General features: G+C 47.3%; 13 protein-coding genes. 1 reads left to right on the forward strand and 12 read right to left on the reverse strand.

Going from position 1 to position 17,925, the window contains the following annotated elements; translation table 11 throughout:
- Positions 1–6: 6 nt before the first annotated feature.
- Complete coding sequence (gene pcrA / locus AOQ32_RS03290) at positions 7–2,256, reverse strand: DNA helicase PcrA (protein ID WP_059393576.1); 2,250 nt, start codon at positions 2,254–2,256, stop codon at positions 7–9.
- A gap of 200 nt (positions 2,257–2,456) precedes the next feature.
- On the opposite strand from pcrA, the gene AOQ32_RS03295 reads away from it, so the two are divergent.
- The gene (locus AOQ32_RS03295; RefSeq protein ID WP_059393577.1) at positions 2,457–3,635 is read left to right on the forward strand and encodes an ATP-binding protein; all 1,179 of its coding nucleotides are present in this window, start codon (positions 2,457–2,459) and stop codon (positions 3,633–3,635) included.
- A gap of 99 nt (positions 3,636–3,734) precedes the next feature.
- Here AOQ32_RS03295 and AOQ32_RS03300 read toward each other — a convergent pair whose 3' ends face one another.
- From AOQ32_RS03300 to AOQ32_RS03355, 11 genes are all read right to left on the reverse strand, one after another.
- Positions 3,735–4,391: a glycoside hydrolase family 73 protein gene (locus AOQ32_RS03300; protein WP_059393578.1), complete on the reverse strand. Its 657-nt coding sequence runs from the start codon at positions 4,389–4,391 to the stop codon at positions 3,735–3,737.
- A 161-nt stretch (positions 4,392–4,552) separates the two neighbouring features.
- Positions 4,553–5,488, reverse strand: coding sequence for a dihydroorotate oxidase (locus tag AOQ32_RS03305; RefSeq protein WP_059393579.1), 936 nt, complete (start codon positions 5,486–5,488; stop codon positions 4,553–4,555).
- 3 nt (positions 5,489–5,491) lie between these two features.
- Entirely contained in the window at positions 5,492–8,662 is a 3,171-nt protein-coding gene (gene carB / locus AOQ32_RS03310) for a carbamoyl-phosphate synthase large subunit (protein ID WP_059393580.1), read from the reverse strand.
- A 1-nt stretch (position 8,663) separates the two neighbouring features.
- A complete protein-coding gene (locus AOQ32_RS03315) occupies positions 8,664–9,749 on the reverse strand; it encodes a carbamoyl phosphate synthase small subunit (protein ID WP_059393581.1) in 1,086 nt (361 codons plus the stop codon).
- Positions 9,750–9,753: 4 nt separating this feature from the next.
- Positions 9,754–11,022, reverse strand: a complete 1,269-nt coding sequence (locus AOQ32_RS03320; protein ID WP_059393582.1) for a dihydroorotase — start codon at positions 11,020–11,022, stop codon at positions 9,754–9,756.
- Positions 11,019–11,951 (reverse strand): aspartate carbamoyltransferase catalytic subunit, encoded by a 933-nt coding sequence (locus AOQ32_RS03325; RefSeq protein ID WP_059393583.1) that lies wholly within the window; start codon positions 11,949–11,951, stop codon positions 11,019–11,021. Before AOQ32_RS03325 ends, AOQ32_RS03320 begins: the two co-directional genes overlap by 4 nt.
- Positions 11,952–12,391: 440 nt before the next feature.
- Positions 12,392–12,691, reverse strand: coding sequence for a DUF1292 domain-containing protein (locus tag AOQ32_RS03335; RefSeq protein WP_059393585.1), 300 nt, complete (start codon positions 12,689–12,691; stop codon positions 12,392–12,394).
- A gap of 49 nt (positions 12,692–12,740) precedes the next feature.
- Positions 12,741–13,172, reverse strand: a complete 432-nt coding sequence (gene ruvX, locus AOQ32_RS03340; protein WP_059393586.1) for a Holliday junction resolvase RuvX — start codon at positions 13,170–13,172, stop codon at positions 12,741–12,743.
- Positions 13,172–13,423, reverse strand: coding sequence for an IreB family regulatory phosphoprotein (locus tag AOQ32_RS03345; protein WP_059393587.1), 252 nt, complete (start codon positions 13,421–13,423; stop codon positions 13,172–13,174). Before AOQ32_RS03345 ends, ruvX begins: the two co-directional genes overlap by 1 nt.
- A gap of 135 nt (positions 13,424–13,558) precedes the next feature.
- Positions 13,559–16,240 (reverse strand): alanine--tRNA ligase, encoded by a 2,682-nt coding sequence (gene alaS, locus AOQ32_RS03350; protein ID WP_059393588.1) that lies wholly within the window; start codon positions 16,238–16,240, stop codon positions 13,559–13,561.
- Positions 16,241–16,516: 276 nt separating this feature from the next.
- The gene (locus tag AOQ32_RS03355) at positions 16,517–17,851 is read right to left on the reverse strand and encodes an aspartate aminotransferase family protein (RefSeq protein WP_059393589.1); all 1,335 of its coding nucleotides are present in this window, start codon (positions 17,849–17,851) and stop codon (positions 16,517–16,519) included.
- Positions 17,852–17,925 lie beyond the last annotated feature (74 nt).

The following is a 17,925-nucleotide window of genomic DNA, read 5'->3' on the forward strand; positions in this document are numbered from 1 at the left end:
GCCCGCTTAATCAACCCGTGTGATTGGTGCAAAGGCAGCCAAGAGTTGCTTAATGCCATCTTCTGGGAAGGCGACTTTGAGTTCTTGGTCAGCCTGATCACCGGTGACCGAAACAACCGTTCCAATACCCCACTTCTTGTGAGAAACCTTATCACCGGCTTGCCATGTCACGCCTTCAGCACCAGTGGTTCCGGCTGATTTCTTTTGAACCGGACTAGCCTTAGCGGCCCCTTGATAAGTGGTGCTCGTTGCTCGAAGTAACTTCGAAGACAAACCAGCAGAAACGCCAGATCCACCTGCTGGATAAGCCTGCTCAATTAATTCAGGCGAAATCTCATCAATAAAGCGGGAAGGTTGGTTCGCCTGTGTCCGACCGTATAGTAAGCGGGAAAAGGCGTTGGTCAAATAGAGCTTTTGCTCAGCTCGCGTAATCCCGACATAGGCCAGGCGCCGTTCTTCCTCTAACTGGTCCTCGTCTTGTGCGGCTCGGCCCAATGGGAACAATCCTTCTTCAAGGCCAATCAAGAAGACCGTTGGGAATTCAAGTCCCTTGGCGGCGTGCAAGGTCATCAACGTGACTACCCCACTATCTTCCTCGACATTGTCCAGATCAGCCATTAGGGCCGTTGACCCTAAGAAATCAGTCAACGGGTTGACTGCATCTTCCGCCTGGGCATCGTACTTGTCGTCAAATTCCTTCGTTACAGACAAAAATTCATCTAGGTTTTCTAATCGTGATTGCGACTCGGGGTCTGATTTTGCCTGCAACTCCTGACGATAGCCGGACTGATCTAAAATCAAGTCCGTTAGCTCAGAAACCGTTAAGAACTCAGCCTGTTGGCGGAAGTTATGCACCATTTCGGCAAAGGAAAGCAACTTTGTCACCGCGGCTGGGCGGATATCCTGGGCCATTTCAACTTGGTCGATAGCCGCCAACATGGGTAAGTTCACTTGGTTGGCAAAGGTAAAGAGCCGGTCAACTGTTGACTGGCCGATGGCACGCTTGGGAACATTGATAATCCGCTCTAGGGCCGCATTGTCAGCTGGGTTAGCAACCAACGAGAGATAGGCCATAATGTCCAAAATTTCCTTACGGTCGTAGAACTTATGCCCACCGACAATCGTGTAAGGAATATTGGCCTTAACCAAAGACTCTTCCATGGCACGGGACTGGGCATTGGTCCGGTAAAGAATGGCAAAGTCGGACAAGGACTTATGGTCTTCGCGTTGTCCCTTTTGGATTTGGCCCAACACATAATAGGCCTCGTCTTGAGCAGACTGGGCCCGGTAATAGGTAATCTTGTCCCCAACACCGTTTTCGGTCCAGAGTTTCTTTGGCACTCGCTCGTTGTTGTGATTAATCACATCATTGGCAGCATCCAAAATCGATTGAGTTGACCGATAATTTTGTTCCAAGAAGACTGATTTTGCCTCGGGCCAATCCTTTTCAAAGTTCAAAATATTTTGCATGTTGGCACCACGCCAACCATAAATTGACTGATCGGCATCCCCAACAACGGCCAAGTTCTTCGAACCCTGCGCCAGCATGTTGACAATCTTGTACTGAGCATCGTTGGTGTCCTGGTACTCATCGACGTGGAGGTACCGGAACTGGTCCTGGTAGCGTTGCAAAACATCAGGAGCCTTTTCAAAGAGTTCAATCGTCAACATAATTAAGTCATCAAAGTCGACCGACTGCGCCTGACGCAAAGCCTTCTGGTAAGAAGAATAAACTTCCGCCACTCGCTCTTCATAAAAATTAGCGGCCTGTTCTTGGTAATCCTTGGCCGTTAATAAATCATTCTTGGCATTGGAAATAGTGCCCAAAATGGTTCGCGGATCATACTGGTTTGAATCCAGGTTCAAATCGTTAATCACCCGCTTCACCAGCGTCTTTTGGGCAGAACTATCCAAAATTGTAAAGTTCTTACCCAAGCCAATACGTTCACCGTCTCGACGTAAAATCCGGACAGCCAGGGCGTGGAAGGTTGAAACCCAAACGGATTGGGCCAGCTGTTCATCCACTAATTTACCAATTCGTTCCCGCATTTCACGGGCAGCCTTATTCGTAAAGGTGATGGCCAAAATCCGCCAAGGCGCCACATCTAAGTCTTCAATCAAATGCGCAACACGGTGCGTCAAAACCCTGGTCTTCCCAGAGCCGGCACCAGCCATAATTAAAAGCGGTCCCTCTGTCGTTCTGACCGCCTCTGCTTGCTTGCTATTCATACCCTTGGTTAGTTCTTCAACAGTCATTTTGCCATCCTAAATCGTTTTTGTTCACTGCTCTTATTTTATCATAATTCAAGGAAAATCAGGCCAAGACAAAAAACAGTCCTGGTTTCGCTTGCTCGCTTGAAAAATACCCGGCAACCAAGCCTCAGCCACCAGTAATTAACCATTTACAGCCTGTCTGATTTTTTGGTAAGGTAACTATAATTAAAGGTGGAAAAATCATGCAAACTAGCGAACACTTACTCACTTTAGGCCAGACTGGCTGGTTCAAAACCAAGTACCAACCGACGGCCACGACGCTTTTCGCCCCACACCTGCTTTTGGTTGGGCAAACTGGGTCCGGCAAATCAACGACCCTCAAACAAATTAGCCGGCAACTACAGGAAAATCGACTTGGACAAATTATTTTCGACCCAACCGGTGAATTTAGCCGGGCAAACAACCAGCAGGTGTCCTATAACATTGGCAAAAACGTCTACTTTGATCTCAGCCAGCTGGCAGCAGAGGACTTGCTAACTGCCCTTGACCTAACCTGGCCAACCAAGTGGCAACTTCTACTTGGGCAAGCTCAAGCAGCCCTGCGCATCAACTACTACCTTAACCAGCAACAAAAGGACATTTTAAATACTCAGTCCTTAACCACCGATGCCTTTTATGAGCAAAAAAGTCAGCTATATAAAAGCCAATGGACCTTTTCATTAAGCCTCCTCGCGCCCCAATTGCGGTTGCTGGCTCGTCAAGGATTTGCAGATCATGAAGAAAGCCTTGCCGACACCGATCCTGATTTGATGACGGCCATCGACCAACTAGCCGACCGCCTGGCAGATCCGCGCCTAAAGGCAATTGCTCCAAACACCCAGGTGAAAACGACCAAGTACGACTTGCTTTACCTACTCAAATTAGCAACGGCCAAGGCCGACTTCGGTGCTAAAATCAGTATCAATCTCGCCCAACTGAAAGACCTCGGTGCCCTCCAAGCCACTATCATGTCTACCGTTTGGCGCCAACTTCTCAGCTTTCAGGCTCAGAGCACGCATAAGGCGACGGTTTACCTCTTAATCGACGAGGGTCACCGTTTCCTCCTGAAAAACAGCCAAGCTGACCAAGACAAGGACAGTGGCTTAGCACAAATTCTTCGTGAAGGGCGCAAGGAGGGCCTCCTGGTGGCCTTTGCTTCTCAGTCGCCGCTCGACTTGCCGACCGCTCTACTAGGGCAATTTTCGGCCACAATCGCCCATCGACTCACGAACCAAAACGAATGGCAAGCCCTGCCCCTCTTAGCCAACTCGGCTAAAACTGGCAAGAAGTTAGGTCAGCTACAAACCGGCCAAGCAATCGTCAAAATCGGCCAGAAACCGAGTCGAACTGTCAAGATTTTCGCATCAAAGACCAACCAATAAATCAAACAAAAAGAGAACCGTACTTACATCATTAACGCGACGAATTCGGTTCTCCTTTTAATTGAAACGATTCTAATAATTTTCCTCAATCAATCCATTTTAGGAAGTAACATCCCCCATCTTCACCGCCAAATCAAAGCGCTTTAAATTCCAGGTTTCAATGACCGCCACTAATTTGGCCGCATAGGTTGGATCCGTCGCATACCCATCTTGAACAAGGGCTTGCGCTGCTGCTTGGTAATTTTTGGCTGCCAGCACATGCTCATATTGGTTAGGATTCCAGTGGGTCCCCTTTGAAATAAGCTGGGCATGCGCCTCCATCGATTCCTGCCAGGTCTTGTAGGAAGCAAACTTTTGATCGACTGTAATCCAATGACCGTCCTCATACTCCTTGGTAGGAACGACCACACCAGCCTGGCTAGCCGATGCTTTAATGCCGTACAAGTTGTTATAGTCCTTTGACAGACTCGACTGGTTCCAATCAGATTCCAAGATTGCCTGTGCCAGTGAGATGGAAGCAAAAATTCGGTACTTATATTGCATCTTTTGTGCAAAGGGCGCCCAAATTTTGAGCTGTTTTTGCTTGGCTTCGTCTTGATAGATAATTTGATCCTTTTTGGTTGTCATCGATTGGTTCATCGCCACGGTCAAAGCAATCAAAGTTAGAAAAACGAGCAAGAGCATAAAGTAAATTCGCCGCTTTTTTTTCGCCTTTGGCAGGAAAAACCATTTTTTCTTTTTCCGCTTTTTAGCCACCAGGGCACCTCCATTTTATTAGAATCATTGTTGTCTGAAATTGAATATAGCCAGTATACGCCTTTCTAATTTATTTGCCAAAAAAAGAAAAAACCAACATCACTGTTGGTTTAATCATTTTACCAGCCAAAACGCTGACTGATTTTTTAGCCAAAACTGTCTTACAGTTCCTTTAACTTCCCGCGGAAGTCGGCCAGCGTTTGGTAACCCTTTTCAGCCATAATGGCTTTTAATTCTTCGGCTAGACGGTCGTAAACGCCCAAGCCTTCCTTCATCACTTGAGTACCGACGGATACCAAATCAGCCCCACAAAGGATGTGTGCAAAAACATCTGCCCCGGAAGTCACACCACCGGTTCCCAAGACCTTAATGTTGTCATTCAAACGTTGACGAAGGGCCCGAACATTGGCCAAAGCAGTTGGCAAGACCATTGTTCCCCCAAGGCCACCAAAGCCGCCCTTGGCCTTCGTGACAACCTGTTCTTGCTTGATATCAACCCACAGGCCGTTACCAATCGAATTAATCGTGTTCACGTGAGTCAATGGGTACTTGTTCAAGACTGCAGCAATCTTATCGAAGTGCACTAAATCAAAGTATGGTGGCAACTTTACACCCAAAGGCTTCGTGTAAAAGCTGAAAACTTCGCTTAAGACCCGGTCGGTGGCCTCAAAGTCGTAAGCCAATTGAGGTTCCCCAACAATGTTTGGGCAAGACAAGTTCAATTCAGTTGGTCCCTGATAGTCAGAAGCCTGCAAGTCCTTTAAAAGAGTAATCGCATCGGCCGCTGACAAAGCAGCAACTGACAAGATTGTGGGCTTTGTCTGCTCTTGCAAAACGTAATCAAGGTAAAAATCATAACCCAAGTTTGGCAGCCCCATCGAGTTAATCGAACCATTTTCAAGGTCATAGTAACGTGGGTTTGGGTTTCCTTCACGAGCTTGCAGCGTTGCTGATTTTGTCACCATCGCACCCAAGTTACTCGTATTTGCCAAGTCATTCAGTTCTTCTTTGGTCTGGCAGTGGACCCCAGAAGCGTTGAGCAATGGGCTCGTTAAAGTTTGACCAAAGAGGTCAGCGCTTAAATCAATTTCCGTCATGAATCATTCTCCCAATGCTTTTACAAAGTGTGTTTCTTCTGGTAATTCCAAAACCGTCAAGTAAGCAGCGACGGTATCCAAGGCCGTAAACAAGGCCACCTCGTTGACAATGGCTGCCGCTCGAACAGAGCTCTCTCCCGCCAAAGCCTGATCAGCCTGGTCGAGTGTGTTGACCATGATTTGGAATTCTTCTTTCGCCATCGCCATTGGCAAATCAGCTGGCGCTGCTTTAGCTGCAACACCGTTTTCCTGCAAGAAGGCCAAATTGCTACCAGTAGCAGCCAATTCAAAGCCAAGGGCTGCAAAGCGCTTAGCCAGGGCCAAGCCCTCTTGCTGGTCTGCTTCGGCCAAATCCCAAAGGATCCGACCCTGGTGCAAAATTGGCAAGCCAGCACCAACCATCGCCTTAGCGAGTGCTTGATCATAGTTGTCAGCGGTTCCCATGACTTCACCAGTTGACTTCATTTCTGGTCCAACCGTTGAATTCAAGCCAGCTAATTTGGCAAACGAGAAGACCGGTGCCTTCACGTGAACTTCTGCTGGTTCAGGAACCAAACCAGATTGGTAACCCAAGTCCTTCAAAGACTTGCCCAACATGATTTGTGTAGCGACCTGAGCCATTGGAATCTCTGTGACCTTTGACAAGAATGGCAACGTCCGCGAGGCCCGTGGGTTAACTTCAATCACGTAGGCAATTTCATCATGAATCACGTACTGGATATTCATCAAACCAATTACGTTCAATTCCTTGGCCAACTTTTGAGCAGATTCAACGATTTGAGCCTTCACATTAGCAGACATCTGCTGCGTTGGATAAACTGCAAAGGAATCACCTGAGTGAATCCCAGAGCGTTCAATATGCTCCATCACTCCTGGAATCAACACGTCCGTACCATCTGAAATCAGGTCAACTTCGGCTTCTTGACCAGTGAGGTAGTCATCAATCAGAACTGGGTGATCGTTTGAAACCTTCACCGCCTGTTCCATATAGGTCTTCAGGTCGTCATCGGAATCGATGATGGCCATTGACCGACCACCAATCACATAAGATGGTCGAATCAAAACGGGGTAACCAAGGTCATTGGCTGCTTTCAAGGCACCCTCTTTGGTCGTAGCTGTTTCCCCCTTTGGCTTTGGCAAGCCAAGCTTATCAATCACCTTAGCAAATTCGTCTCGGTCTTCCCCACGGTCCAAATCAGCCACCGTTGTTCCCAAGACCTTCACACCAGCTTTTTCCAAACCAGCAGCCAAGTTAATGGCCGTTTGACCACCAAATTGCACCACTACACCCAAAGGTTGCTCGAGGTCAATCACGTTCAAAACATCTTCTAGGGTTAATGGTTCAAAATAAAGCTTGTCGGAAATGGCAAAATCAGTGGAAACCGTTTCGGGGTTTGAGTTTTGAATAATGGCTTCATAACCCGCCTGTTGGATGGCCTTCACGGCGTGAACAGTGGCGTAGTCAAATTCAACTCCCTGCCCAATTCGGATTGGACCAGAACCAAGAACCAAAACGGAAGGTCGGTCCGTGACAATTGACTCATTTTCGTCTTCATAAGTGCCATAGTAGTAAGGCGTCTTTGACTCAAATTCACCGGCAACTGTATCAACCATCTTGAAGGTTGGTAACAAGCCCTGTGCCTTGCGCCAAGCACGGAAATCAGCTTCTGTCTTACCAGTCAACTTTGCTAACCAAGCATCGGAGAAGCCATATTTCTTGGCTGTTTTAATTTCCTCGAAGTTGTCGGGTTCAGCCTGAACCGTTCTTTCGATTTCAATAATGTGCAGAATCTTGTCCAAGAAGAACAAATCCATCTGGGTAATATCATGAATTTCTTCAATCGTCACCCCGCGGTGAATCAATTCAGCGATGGCGAAGAGGCGGTCATCCTTGGCCGGCATCAATTGGGCCTTCAAGTCTTCTGTTGAAACACCGTCAAAGTAACCAGCACTCAGGTCCTTTTCATCGACTTCAAGTGATCGAACAGCCTTCAACAATGATTCTTCCAGCGTCCGCCCGATGGCCATGACTTCACCAGTCGCCTTCATTTGTGTCCCCAACGTGCGGTTAGCATGTTCAAACTTATCAAATGGGAAACGTGGAATCTTGGTCACAACATAATCAAGGGCTGGTTCAAAGGCAGCCCAAGTCGTCTGAGTCACGGGATTCTTAATTTCGTTCAAATGCAAACCAACGGCAATCTTGGCCGCCATCTTAGCAATTGGATAACCAGTTGCCTTGGAGGCCAAGGCTGATGAACGAGAAACACGGGGGTTCACTTCGATAATGTAGTACTGGAAGGACTCTGGGTCCAAAGCCATTTGGATGTTGACACCACCCTCAATTTTCAAGGCTCGGATAATCTTCAAAGCGGAATCCCGCATCATTTGATAGTCACGGTCCGAGAGGGTCTGCGTTGGCGAAACAACGATGGAGTCACCTGTGTGCACCCCAACTGGATCGATGTTTTCCATCCCCGCCACAATCAAAGCGTTATCAGCAGCATCACGCATGACTTCAAACTCGATTTCCTTGTAGCCGGCAATCGACTTTTCAATCAACACCTGGGTTACTGGTGACAATTCCAAACCGTGGGCAGTGATTTCTTCTAATTCAGCCAAATTATTGGCAAAACCACCGCCGGTTCCACCAAGCGTATAAGCAGGACGGACAACAACTGGATAACCAATCTTCTCGGCAAAATCAGCTGCTTCTTCGACTGTTGTGGCAATTTGTGATTCCGGTACTGGTTCGTTCAATTCTTCCATCAAATCCTTGAACAATTCACGGTCTTCAGCCTGTTCGATGGCTGGCAACTTTGTTCCAAGCAATTCAATGTTTAATTCCTGCAAGATACCAGAATCAGCTAAATCTTTCGCCATGTTTAGGCCAGTTTGGCCTCCTAAGGTTGGCAAAATGGCATCCGGCTTTTCTCGGTACAAGACCTCCTTGACGAAATCCAAGGTAATTGGTTCCAAGTACACCTTATCGGCAATTTCTTGGTCCGTCATGATGGTAGCAGGGTTGGAGTTAATCAACACCACCTGGTAGCCCTCTTCTTTTAATGAGAGGCAGGCCTGTGAACCGGAATAGTCAAATTCGGCCGCTTGACCGATAATAATTGGTCCCGAACCAATTACCAAAATTTTATGAATGTCATTTCGCTTGGGCATCTTAGGCTCCCTTCTTTTCCGTCAACTTGTTAATGAAGTTGTCAAAGATATATTCGGCGTCGTGTGGTCCTGGCGAAGCATCCGGATGGAATTGGACTGAAAATGCTTCCTTATCCTTCAACCGAACGCCTTCAACAGTTTCAGCATTAATTTCTTCGTGGGTTACTTCCAAATTCGTACCGGCCAATGAAGCCCGATCAACGGCATAACCATGGTTTTGTGAGGTGAAGTACTTCCGCTTGTGGTCCACATCCGTCACGGCGTGGTTAAAGCCACGGTAACCAAACTTCATCTTGTAAGTCTTGGCACCGTTGGCAATGGCAAAGAGCTGGTGTCCCAAGCAAATCCCCATGATTGGGTACTTATTTTGCAATTCAAGGATGGTCTTCGTTGCATAACCGTACTGAGTTGGGTCGCCAGGTCCGTTTGATAGCAAAACACCGTCAGGGTTGCTGGCTTCAATTACGGATGCTGGCGTCTTCCCAGGGAAAACCGTTACCGTTGCGCCACGCTTTTGCAAGGCCTTGACGATTGAGCCCTTCAAACCAAAGTCCAACAAAGCAATCTTTGGACCGTCAGCTTCACCAACGAAGGTCTCGATTTCTTCCTCCTTCTTTGCCCGGGCCAACAACAATGATGGGTAGTCCTGAGCAAAGAGGGCATCAATCTTTTCCTGATTTAATTCAGAGACCAAGACGGCAGGCATGGAACCATGGTCGCGGATTTCCTTGGCTAATTTCCGTGTATCAACGCCAGTCAATCCTGGCAAGTCTTCTTCCTTGGCAAAATCAGCAAGGGTCATCACAGAACGGAAGTTAGCAGGACGGCGGGCCAGGTCTTTAACGATAATGGCATCAACGGCAGGCTTGCTACCAGCCCCTTCGTTATCGTCCAAGTTAATGCCGTAATTACCAATCAAAGGGTAAGTGAAGACCATTGTTTGGCCAAAATATGAGGGATCAGTCATCGTTTCTTGGTAACCAGTCATCCCGGTTGAAAAGACAACTTCTGTTAACAAATCTTTTTCGGATCCAAAACGCTCACCGGCGTAAACTGATCCATTTTTCAATACTAAGTATCCTTGCATTGCCTTACTCCTTCTTTGCTTGATAGACCAAGTGGCCGTCGACCAAGGTCTTTAAGACCTTGCCGTAAACCTCTTGACCGGTAAATGGGGTATTCTTCCCCTTTGATTCAAATTCTTCTGGGTTAATCTTGTATGGATGGATGAAATCAACCAGAGCGATGTCGGCTGCGTCGCCAACTCGTAGTTCACCTGCAGATGCGAGGTTAAAGACCTGCTTTGGGCGGCGAACCATCCAATCAAGGACAGTATCCAAGTCGACCAAGCCGCTTTTAACAAAGTGGGTATAAACCAGTGGCAAAGCCGTTTCCAATCCCACAATGCCAAATGAGCAATCGTGCATAGAACCTGATTTTTCCTCTTCGCTGTGTGGTGCATGGTCGGTGGCAATCATGTCAATCGTCCCATCCAAAAGCCCAGCGATTAGGGCTAGTCGATCTTCTCTTGACCGCAATGGTGGGTTCATTTTGAACATTGGGTCATCGGTTTCAATCATGCTATCATCCAAGAACAAGTGGTGTGGTGAAACTTCCGCTGTCACTGACAGGCCCATCTGCTTGGCCAAGCGAACCTGGGCAACAGATTCCTTGGTTGAGATATGGGCGATGTGGTACTTAACGCCGGTTGCCTGCGCCATTACCAGGTCGCGAGCTAACTGAGTTGATTCGGACAACCCTGTCATCCCGGGCAAGCCCAAGCGCTCAGCCTCCGGTCCAGCATTCATTACCCCACCTTGGATTAAGGAATCATCTTCCAAGTGAGCTGAAATCACGCGGTCGGCCTGCTTAGCCGCCTTCATGGCTTCCAACATCGTCTGCGCGTCTTGGACACCGTGGCCATCGTTTGAGAAGGCCATGGCACCGGCATCAGCCATTGCCTGTAAATCAGCTGCGCCCACGCCAACCAAATCAGCGGATAAAGCGCCAAACTGGGCAATCTTCACCAGGCTATTTTTCTGATTTAACAAAACCTGTTGACGAACCTTCTCGGCAGTGTCAACAACTGGCTTGACGTTTGGCATGGTCATCACTGTTGTGAAGCCTCCATGAGCGGCTGCGTGAGAGCCTGTCTCGATGGTTTCCTTATAAGTTAAGCCTGGCTCACGGAAATGCACGTGGACATCAATCAAACCGGGAATGGCTGCTGCACCATGAGCATTAATTTCTTCGTCGGCTGGGACTTCAATTCCCCTGGCAATTTTTTCAATCTTGCCATCCACAATTAAGATATCCTGGCAGCGCTTGTTAATTGCTGCATGCTTAATCAATACTCTCATTTGTCAGCCTCCATTAAGCCGCGTGCCTGTAGGACCTTGGTAATCATCGCCATCCGGGCGAAAACCCCGTTGCCCATCTGGGTGAAAATCCGTGATTTGTCGCCATCCACCAATTCGCTTGCAATTTCAACATTGCGATTAACTGGGGCTGGGTGCATGATAATGCTGTGTTCTGGTAACAGCTTGGCTCTCTCTTGTGTTAAACCAAACTGTTGATAATAATCAACGGCCGTGAAGGCGTCGCGATTGGCTTCATCGAAGCGCTCCAATTGCACCCGGAGCATCATGACAACATCTAATTCCGGTAAAATTTCTTCCAGCGTGCCAAACGTCCCCAAATCATCAAAGTCATGACTGTACCAGGAATCAGGTCCGCCAAAGTAAAGCGTTGCACCTAATGACTTTAAAATTTTGGCATCTGATTTTGCCACTCGTGAGTGAGCCAAATCACCGATAATACCAACCTTAAGGCCGTCAATTCGACCAAATTCATTTTCAATTGTTAATAAATCTAAAAGCGTTTGTGATGGGTGAACACCAGCGCCATCGCCTGCGTTGAACAAGCCCATTGTTACGTAAGGATTCTCAACCAGTTCTTGGTACCAACCTGTTTGACCGTGGCGAATAACGGCAAAGTCAACGCCGATTGCTTCCAAGGTTCGCAGCGTGTCCGACAGTGTTTCGCCTTTTTGAACGGAAGAAGTCGCTGGATTAACATCAATTAGGTCAATCCCTAATTTCTTCTCTGCCATCTGAAAGGATGACTTGGTTCGCGTTGAATTCTCAAAGAAGAGGTTCACGCCGTAAACCGGACGTTTCAAGGCTGGTGCCTGTTTCCCAGCCTGGTAGTCTTGGGCTAAGTCCAAGACTTCTTGTAATTGCGTTGTTGATAAATCTGCTAGGTCTAGGCAGTTGTTCCAATTCGTCATCTCAATGCCCCTTGATTTTCCCGCTGCAATTTTTCCAATAAAAAACGCCCTAATCCTAAGATCAGAGCGTCAGTGGCAGTTGACTGGACCCGTTTAGCTTGCACTTCGTCCATTTTTGTCAGCCTTTTTGTCAAGGTTAGCCAGGGTCTCGCCCAGGGGTCAGGAACTTCTTCCAACCATTACCTTGCTGCTTGTCCACCTTAGCGACTCTCCGGTCGGCTTTAAAGGATTGCAACTTTTGTTTGCTTGTTAGTATTTTAGCACCTGTAAATGCCTTTGGCAAGCTTTTCTGACATAAAAAAGTGCGATGGTCAACTATTGTCTCTTGTTAGAAAAACTAACACTGATCACTGCTGATTTTTGCTCCAAACAATCCCTTTTTCATCACCAATTTGAGTCAAAAAAAGTCACCACAACAGTGTGGTGACTAATCATCATGCTTAGTTAAAGTTTGAATCATCATCCAAGAAAGTGTTCAACACTTCTTCGACCATGTTCCATTCTGCATCATCTTCAATTGGCAACAAATCTTCTTCCGTTGCTTCGCCATCTTCGGCTGGGTTGAAAATGTATGCTTGTACATCAACCTCTTCATCTTCTTCGACACCGTCTGGGACGAGCAAGATATATGAACGGTCAAATTCCTCTGAATGGAAAGTAAACAAAACTTCGTATAAAGTTTCGTCGCCGTTGTCATCAATCAGAGTAATCTTGTCAATTTCTGGGTTTTGCTTAGCCATAAAAAAATCCTTTGTTATTGTTACGATTGCGCCAAAGTAAAAAACAGATTTACTTAGTCAACTTACCGTTAGCGTCCAAATAATTTTGCAAAATGAATTCTGCGGCAATCTTGTCGATAACCTTCTTACGCTTCTTCCGGGAAACATCCGCCTCTTCGATTAGCATCCGTTCCGCCTGAACCGTTGTTAATCGTTCATCTTGAAAATCAGTGGGCAAGCTAAAACGATCTTCCACCATTTTAGCGTACGCTCGCGCCGCTTCGGCACGAGGGCCTTCGGTATTGTTCATGTTCTTAGGCAGACCTAAAACGACACCCTTTGCGCCTGTTTCTTGGATAATTTCACCCAAGCGGTCTAAGCCAAAGACTTTTTCGCCCTCGTTGATGCGGATGATTTCCACCCCTTGTGCCGTCCAACCCATTGGGTCGGAAACGGCTACACCAACTGTTTTTGAGCCTACATCAAGTCCTAGTATCCGCATTACTTATTTAAATAGGCGTGTACGAGCTCCTCGATGATTTCATCGCGCTCGTGACGCTTAATTAAATTACGCGCGTCATGGAGTCGGGGAATATAAGCTGGGTCGCCAGACATTAAATACCCAACGATCTGATTGATTGGATTGTAACCCTTTTCTTCCAAAGCGGCATAAACCAATACCATCGTTTCATGGATATCCTTTGGTGCCTGGTTACCGAAGTCAAAAATCGCAGTCTTATCGTTCACACTCATCGTACACACTCCTTTCTTCATAATTTTCACTTTTACGTGTCTTTAGTTTAACACGTTTCCAAGCAAAAAGCCGACTAAATTCCAAGCTGACCAATTTGCCAGTTGTCCTCCGTCGACCTTCTATCAAAGAATGTATTAAGCTTGACCAATGATTTTTTCGGCTTGGTCGAGGGCTTCAGCAATCTTGCTTTGGTCCTTTCCACCGGCTTGGGCCAAATCAGGTCGGCCACCGCCACCGCCACCGACAGTTGGGGCAATGGCCTTAACCACATCCCCCGCCTTAATGCCGGCCGCGTTGGCCGTCTTATCAGCACCAACCAACAAGTTAACCTTGTCGCCAATGGCAGCAGCCAAAACCAAGATGTTTGACGCTCCCTTATCGCGCCAAACATCTGCCATTTGGCGCAAGCCACCGGCGTTATCGACCTTGACTTGAGCAACCACGGCCGTTAATTGACCAATTTGCTTTGGACTATTGAAGAGTTCGCCAGCCTGCAAGGCAGCTAATTGTGCCTGCATCGCTTCGATCTGCTGATTAGCAGCCTTTAAATCAGCTTGAACCTCTTCAACCTTGTCCTTCACGGCCAAAAGGTTTGGTACCTTCAAGCTCTTGGCAATGGCAGCAAGTGTCTGTTCCTCTGCCTCAAAGCGCGTTAAGGCCGGAATTGAAGTCAATGCCTCAATTCGACGAACACCCGCCCCGATACCGGATTCAGAAACAATCGTAAAGAGTCCCAACTCAGCCGTTGACTGGGCGTGAGTTCCACCATCAAATTCTTGGTTATAGTCGCCAATGGAAACCACTCGAACCGTGTCACCGTACTTGTCATCAAAGACCGCCACGGCGCCAACCTTCTTGGCATCCTCAAGGGACATTTCTTCCCAAGTAACCGGCAAGTTTTTGGCGATTTGCTCGTTAACTTGGTCTTGAATCTGATTTAACGTTGCTTGGTCAACTGGACCTTCATGATTAAAGTCAAAGCGCAAGTACTCAGGTTCCACCAAAGAACCAGCCTGGTGGACATCCCCACCAATGACATTCCGCAATGCCTGATCCAACATGTGAGTGGCCGTGTGGTTCAATGAGACGGCACGGTTGCGGTCCAAATCGATGGCCAAATCAACCACCTGGTCGACCTTCACATCGGCCATAATTTGCGCCGTATGGATGTGCTGACCATTTGGTCCGTTTTGAACATCCGTCACTTCGGCCAAGATGTTATCATTTTCATCCTTAACCGTTCCAAAATCAGCAACTTGGCCACCCATTTCAGCGTAGAATGGTGTCTTATCAAAGACCAACCAAGCCGTTTGGCCAGCATGAGCTTCTGTTGCCACTTGGGCCACGCCGTTTTCATCGTGAACCAAAACAGCGACAACCTTGGCACCAAGAACAGCCTTATCAGTCCAACCAACATAAGTTGATGGTACCTTCAAGTCTGTTAAGGCAGCGTTTTGAACGCCCATGGCATTGTCGGTTGAACGAGCGGCACGCGCACGGTCACGCTGCTCTTGCAATGCTTCCTGATAGCCAGCCATGTCAACTGACAAACCAGCGTCCTCAGCCTGTTCTTCCGTTAATTCAACTGGGAAGCCATAGGTATCAGACAACTTAAAGGCATCTGCACCAGAGATTTCCTTTTGGCCATTCTTCTTGGCCTCAGCAATCACTTCGTCCAAGAGTGACAAACCGGCCTTCAAAGTCTTGTTAAAGCGCTTCTCTTCAGCCAAGATTGTCTTTTCAATTTCAGCTTGGTTGGCCTTCAATTCTGGATAATAAGAATCCAATGTACTAATCACGGCTGGTACCAGCTTTGTCAGGAATTCACCCTGAATGCCCAACTTTTGGCCATGCAAAACAGCTCGACGAAGCAAGCGGCGGATAACGTAGCCACGACCTTCGTTACTTGGCTTAGCACCGTCAGCGATGGCAAAGGAAATTGCTCGAATGTGGTCAGCAATTACCTTAAAGGAAACGTTTTCGGGCGTATCCTTGGTTTCATCGTACTTGGCACCGTTAGCTAATTTTTCAGTTTCATGAATAATTGGCAAGAACAAGTCCGTATCAAAGTTTGTCCGACCATTTTGGAAAACGGAAACCAATCGTTCGAGTCCCATTCCCGTATCAATGTTTTTATGTGGCAATTCTGGGTACGTACTGTTGTCCGTTAATCCAGGCAAGTGGTTAAACTGTGAGAAGACGATGTTCCAGATTTCCAAGTAGCGTTCGTTTTCACCCCCTGGATACATTTCGGGATCATCCGCTGGCAAATCAGCAAAGGCCTCACCACGGTCATAGAAAATTTCAGAATCGGGACCTGAAGGGCCTTCACCGATATCCCAAAAGTTATCTTCGACTTCATAAACGTGACCTGCTGGCAAATCAGTCTTTTCTTCCCAGATTTTACATGACTCTTGGTCCTTTGGATAAACCGTGACGTACAGCTTTTCCTTGTCCAAGCCGTACCATTCTGGTGAAGTCAAGAGTTCCCAAGCCCAAGGAATTACTTCTTCCTTAAAGTAATCCCCAATTGAGAAGTTTCCCATCATTTCAAAAAGCGTATGGTGGCGGGCAGTCTTACCAACGTTTTCAATATCGTTTGTTCGAATGGCCTTTTGCGCGTTAGTCAATCGAGGCTTTGGTGGCACAACAGAGCCATCAAAGTACTTCTTTAAAGTAGCCACCCCAGAGTTAATCCACAATAGAGATGGGTCGTTTTCTGGAATCAATGACTTGGCCGGTACCACCAAGTGGTCCTTACTGGCAAAAAAATCTAAGAACATTTGCCGAATTTCGGCTGATGATAATTCTTTCATGAGTTCTCCTTTGGTTTTCGGTTAAATAAAAAAGACCAAAACAAAGAGCGGACGCGTGACCGTGGTACCACCGCTGTTTGTAATGATCTTTCAAATCTTTACCTTTAAGTCCTGATAACGCTAGGATGCGGCCGATTTCGGCATTTATCCTGGGAGCACGAGCTTATGTTCCTAGTGTTTTCCATCAACCAACACCTTGCTAAAAGGAAGCTATAAGACCGCATATCCAGTTACTATGGATAATTATAGCACAATTTTTTCTTGGCGAAAGTCTCTTTACCAGCCAATTGCGCGGTCTTTTGGCAATGGCTTCAGAGTGCCATCGTCAGCCTCCGTAAAGACTTGGTCAAACATTGCAAAGACCTGGTCAAGCTGTTCCTCTGTAATCACCAAAGGTGGCTGGAAACGCAAAATAAAGCCCCGAAGCGTAATCATAACGGCCCCTAAATCAAAGAGCCTGAAAATGATTTGGCTCGCTAATTGGGCATCAGGCTGGCCATCCTTGTCAACGATATCAATGCCACCATCAAGACCGTAAATGCGTACATCACCGAGGCAGGTATAACGGAGTTTAGCATGATCAAAGTATTCTTGCACTCGCTTGCCCAAGCGCTTTGACCGACCAACCAAGTCCTCTTCCTCTAAGACGTCCAAACCAGCCAAGGCAGCTGCGGCCGCCACTGGGTTACCCCCAGTCGTAAAGAGATGGCCCGGTGCGGGCAAGGCATCCATGATTTCAGCCTTCCCAACGACGGCTGACAATGGTAAACCAGAGGCAATCGATTTTCCAATGGCTAGCAAATCAGGCACAATCCCGAAATGATCAATTGACCACATCGTGCCAGACCGGCCCAAGCCCTGGTTGACTTCATCCACTGCAAAAACAATACCGTTTTCCCTAGTGAATTGATAAATCAAATCCATGTATTCTTGCGGCGCCTTGACGATGCCGCCATCCCCCTGGATTGGTTCAATTAAGACCAGCGCCGTCTCGTCCGCCGGCACATAACTCTCAAAAAGCTGCTTAAATTCAGCAAATTTACGCAAGGAGAAGTCATGCTCATTTTCTCCTGGTAGTCGGTCATGGCTGTCCGGGAACGGTGCCTTATAAAAGCCGGGCATCAATGGGCCAATTTTGCGGACCTGATTTAATGAAATGGCTGAAGCAATCGAGGCTGCATAGGTCGACCCGTGCATTGCGCCGGTAAAAGTCACCACATTTGGCCGCCCAGTATAAGCTCTGGCAAACTTAATCATCGCCTCGTTGGCATCTGAACCCGAATTTCCTAAAGCAACCTTCTTATCAAAGTCGCCTGGCGTTAATTGGGACAGCCGGTCCAAAAGCTTCGCCGTAGTCGTATTCGCAAAATAAGCTGGCGTATACAAAATCAGCTGTTCAGCCTGATCCTTAATGGCCTGAACCACTTTTGGATGGCAATGCCCAAAGTTAATGGCAGAAGCAGAGGCCAACAAATCAATATAGGTCTTCCCATCAGCATCCGTCACTGTCGCCCCAGACCCAGACTGCACCACTAAGTCAAAATACTTAATCCGGGCCGCCTCATTTCGGTTTTGATCCTCTTCGGCTAAAATATCTAAGTTTCTACTCATACCCAACCTCATTTTCTCATTTGTTTTTAATCATTATACAATAAAAGCCCGGAAATTTCCGGGCTTTCATGAAA

Source organism: Fructobacillus tropaeoli (assembly GCF_001047135.2).
GTDB classification, from domain to species: Bacteria; Bacillota; Bacilli; order Lactobacillales; family Lactobacillaceae; genus Fructobacillus; species Fructobacillus tropaeoli.

Excerpts from the sequence above, each read along its gene's own strand:
- AOQ32_RS03305 (WP_059393579.1), bottom strand. The coding sequence starts at position 5,488 with ATGACGGAAATTGATTTAAGCGCTGACCTCTTTGGTCAAACTTTAACG.
- AOQ32_RS03295 (WP_059393577.1), top strand. The coding sequence starts at position 2,457 with ATGCAAACTAGCGAACACTTACTCACTTTAGGCCAGACTGGCTGGTTC.
- AOQ32_RS03325 (WP_059393583.1), bottom strand. The coding sequence starts at position 11,951 with ATGACGAATTGGAACAACTGCCTAGACCTAGCAGATTTATCAACAACG.
- pcrA (WP_059393576.1), bottom strand. The coding sequence starts at position 2,256 with ATGACTGTTGAAGAACTAACCAAGGGTATGAATAGCAAGCAAGCAGAG.
- AOQ32_RS03320 (WP_059393582.1), bottom strand. The coding sequence starts at position 11,022 with ATGAGAGTATTGATTAAGCATGCAGCAATTAACAAGCGCTGCCAGGAT.
- alaS (WP_059393588.1), bottom strand. The coding sequence starts at position 16,240 with ATGAAAGAATTATCATCAGCCGAAATTCGGCAAATGTTCTTAGATTTT.
- ruvX (WP_059393586.1), bottom strand. The coding sequence starts at position 13,172 with ATGCGGATACTAGGACTTGATGTAGGCTCAAAAACAGTTGGTGTAGCC.
- AOQ32_RS03345 (WP_059393587.1), bottom strand. The coding sequence starts at position 13,423 with ATGAGTGTGAACGATAAGACTGCGATTTTTGACTTCGGTAACCAGGCA.
- AOQ32_RS03335 (WP_059393585.1), bottom strand. The coding sequence starts at position 12,691 with ATGGCTAAGCAAAACCCAGAAATTGACAAGATTACTCTGATTGATGAC.
- carB (WP_059393580.1), bottom strand. The coding sequence starts at position 8,662 with ATGCCCAAGCGAAATGACATTCATAAAATTTTGGTAATTGGTTCGGGA.
- AOQ32_RS03315 (WP_059393581.1), bottom strand. The coding sequence starts at position 9,749 with ATGCAAGGATACTTAGTATTGAAAAATGGATCAGTTTACGCCGGTGAG.
- AOQ32_RS03355 (WP_059393589.1), bottom strand. The coding sequence starts at position 17,851 with ATGAGTAGAAACTTAGATATTTTAGCCGAAGAGGATCAAAACCGAAAT.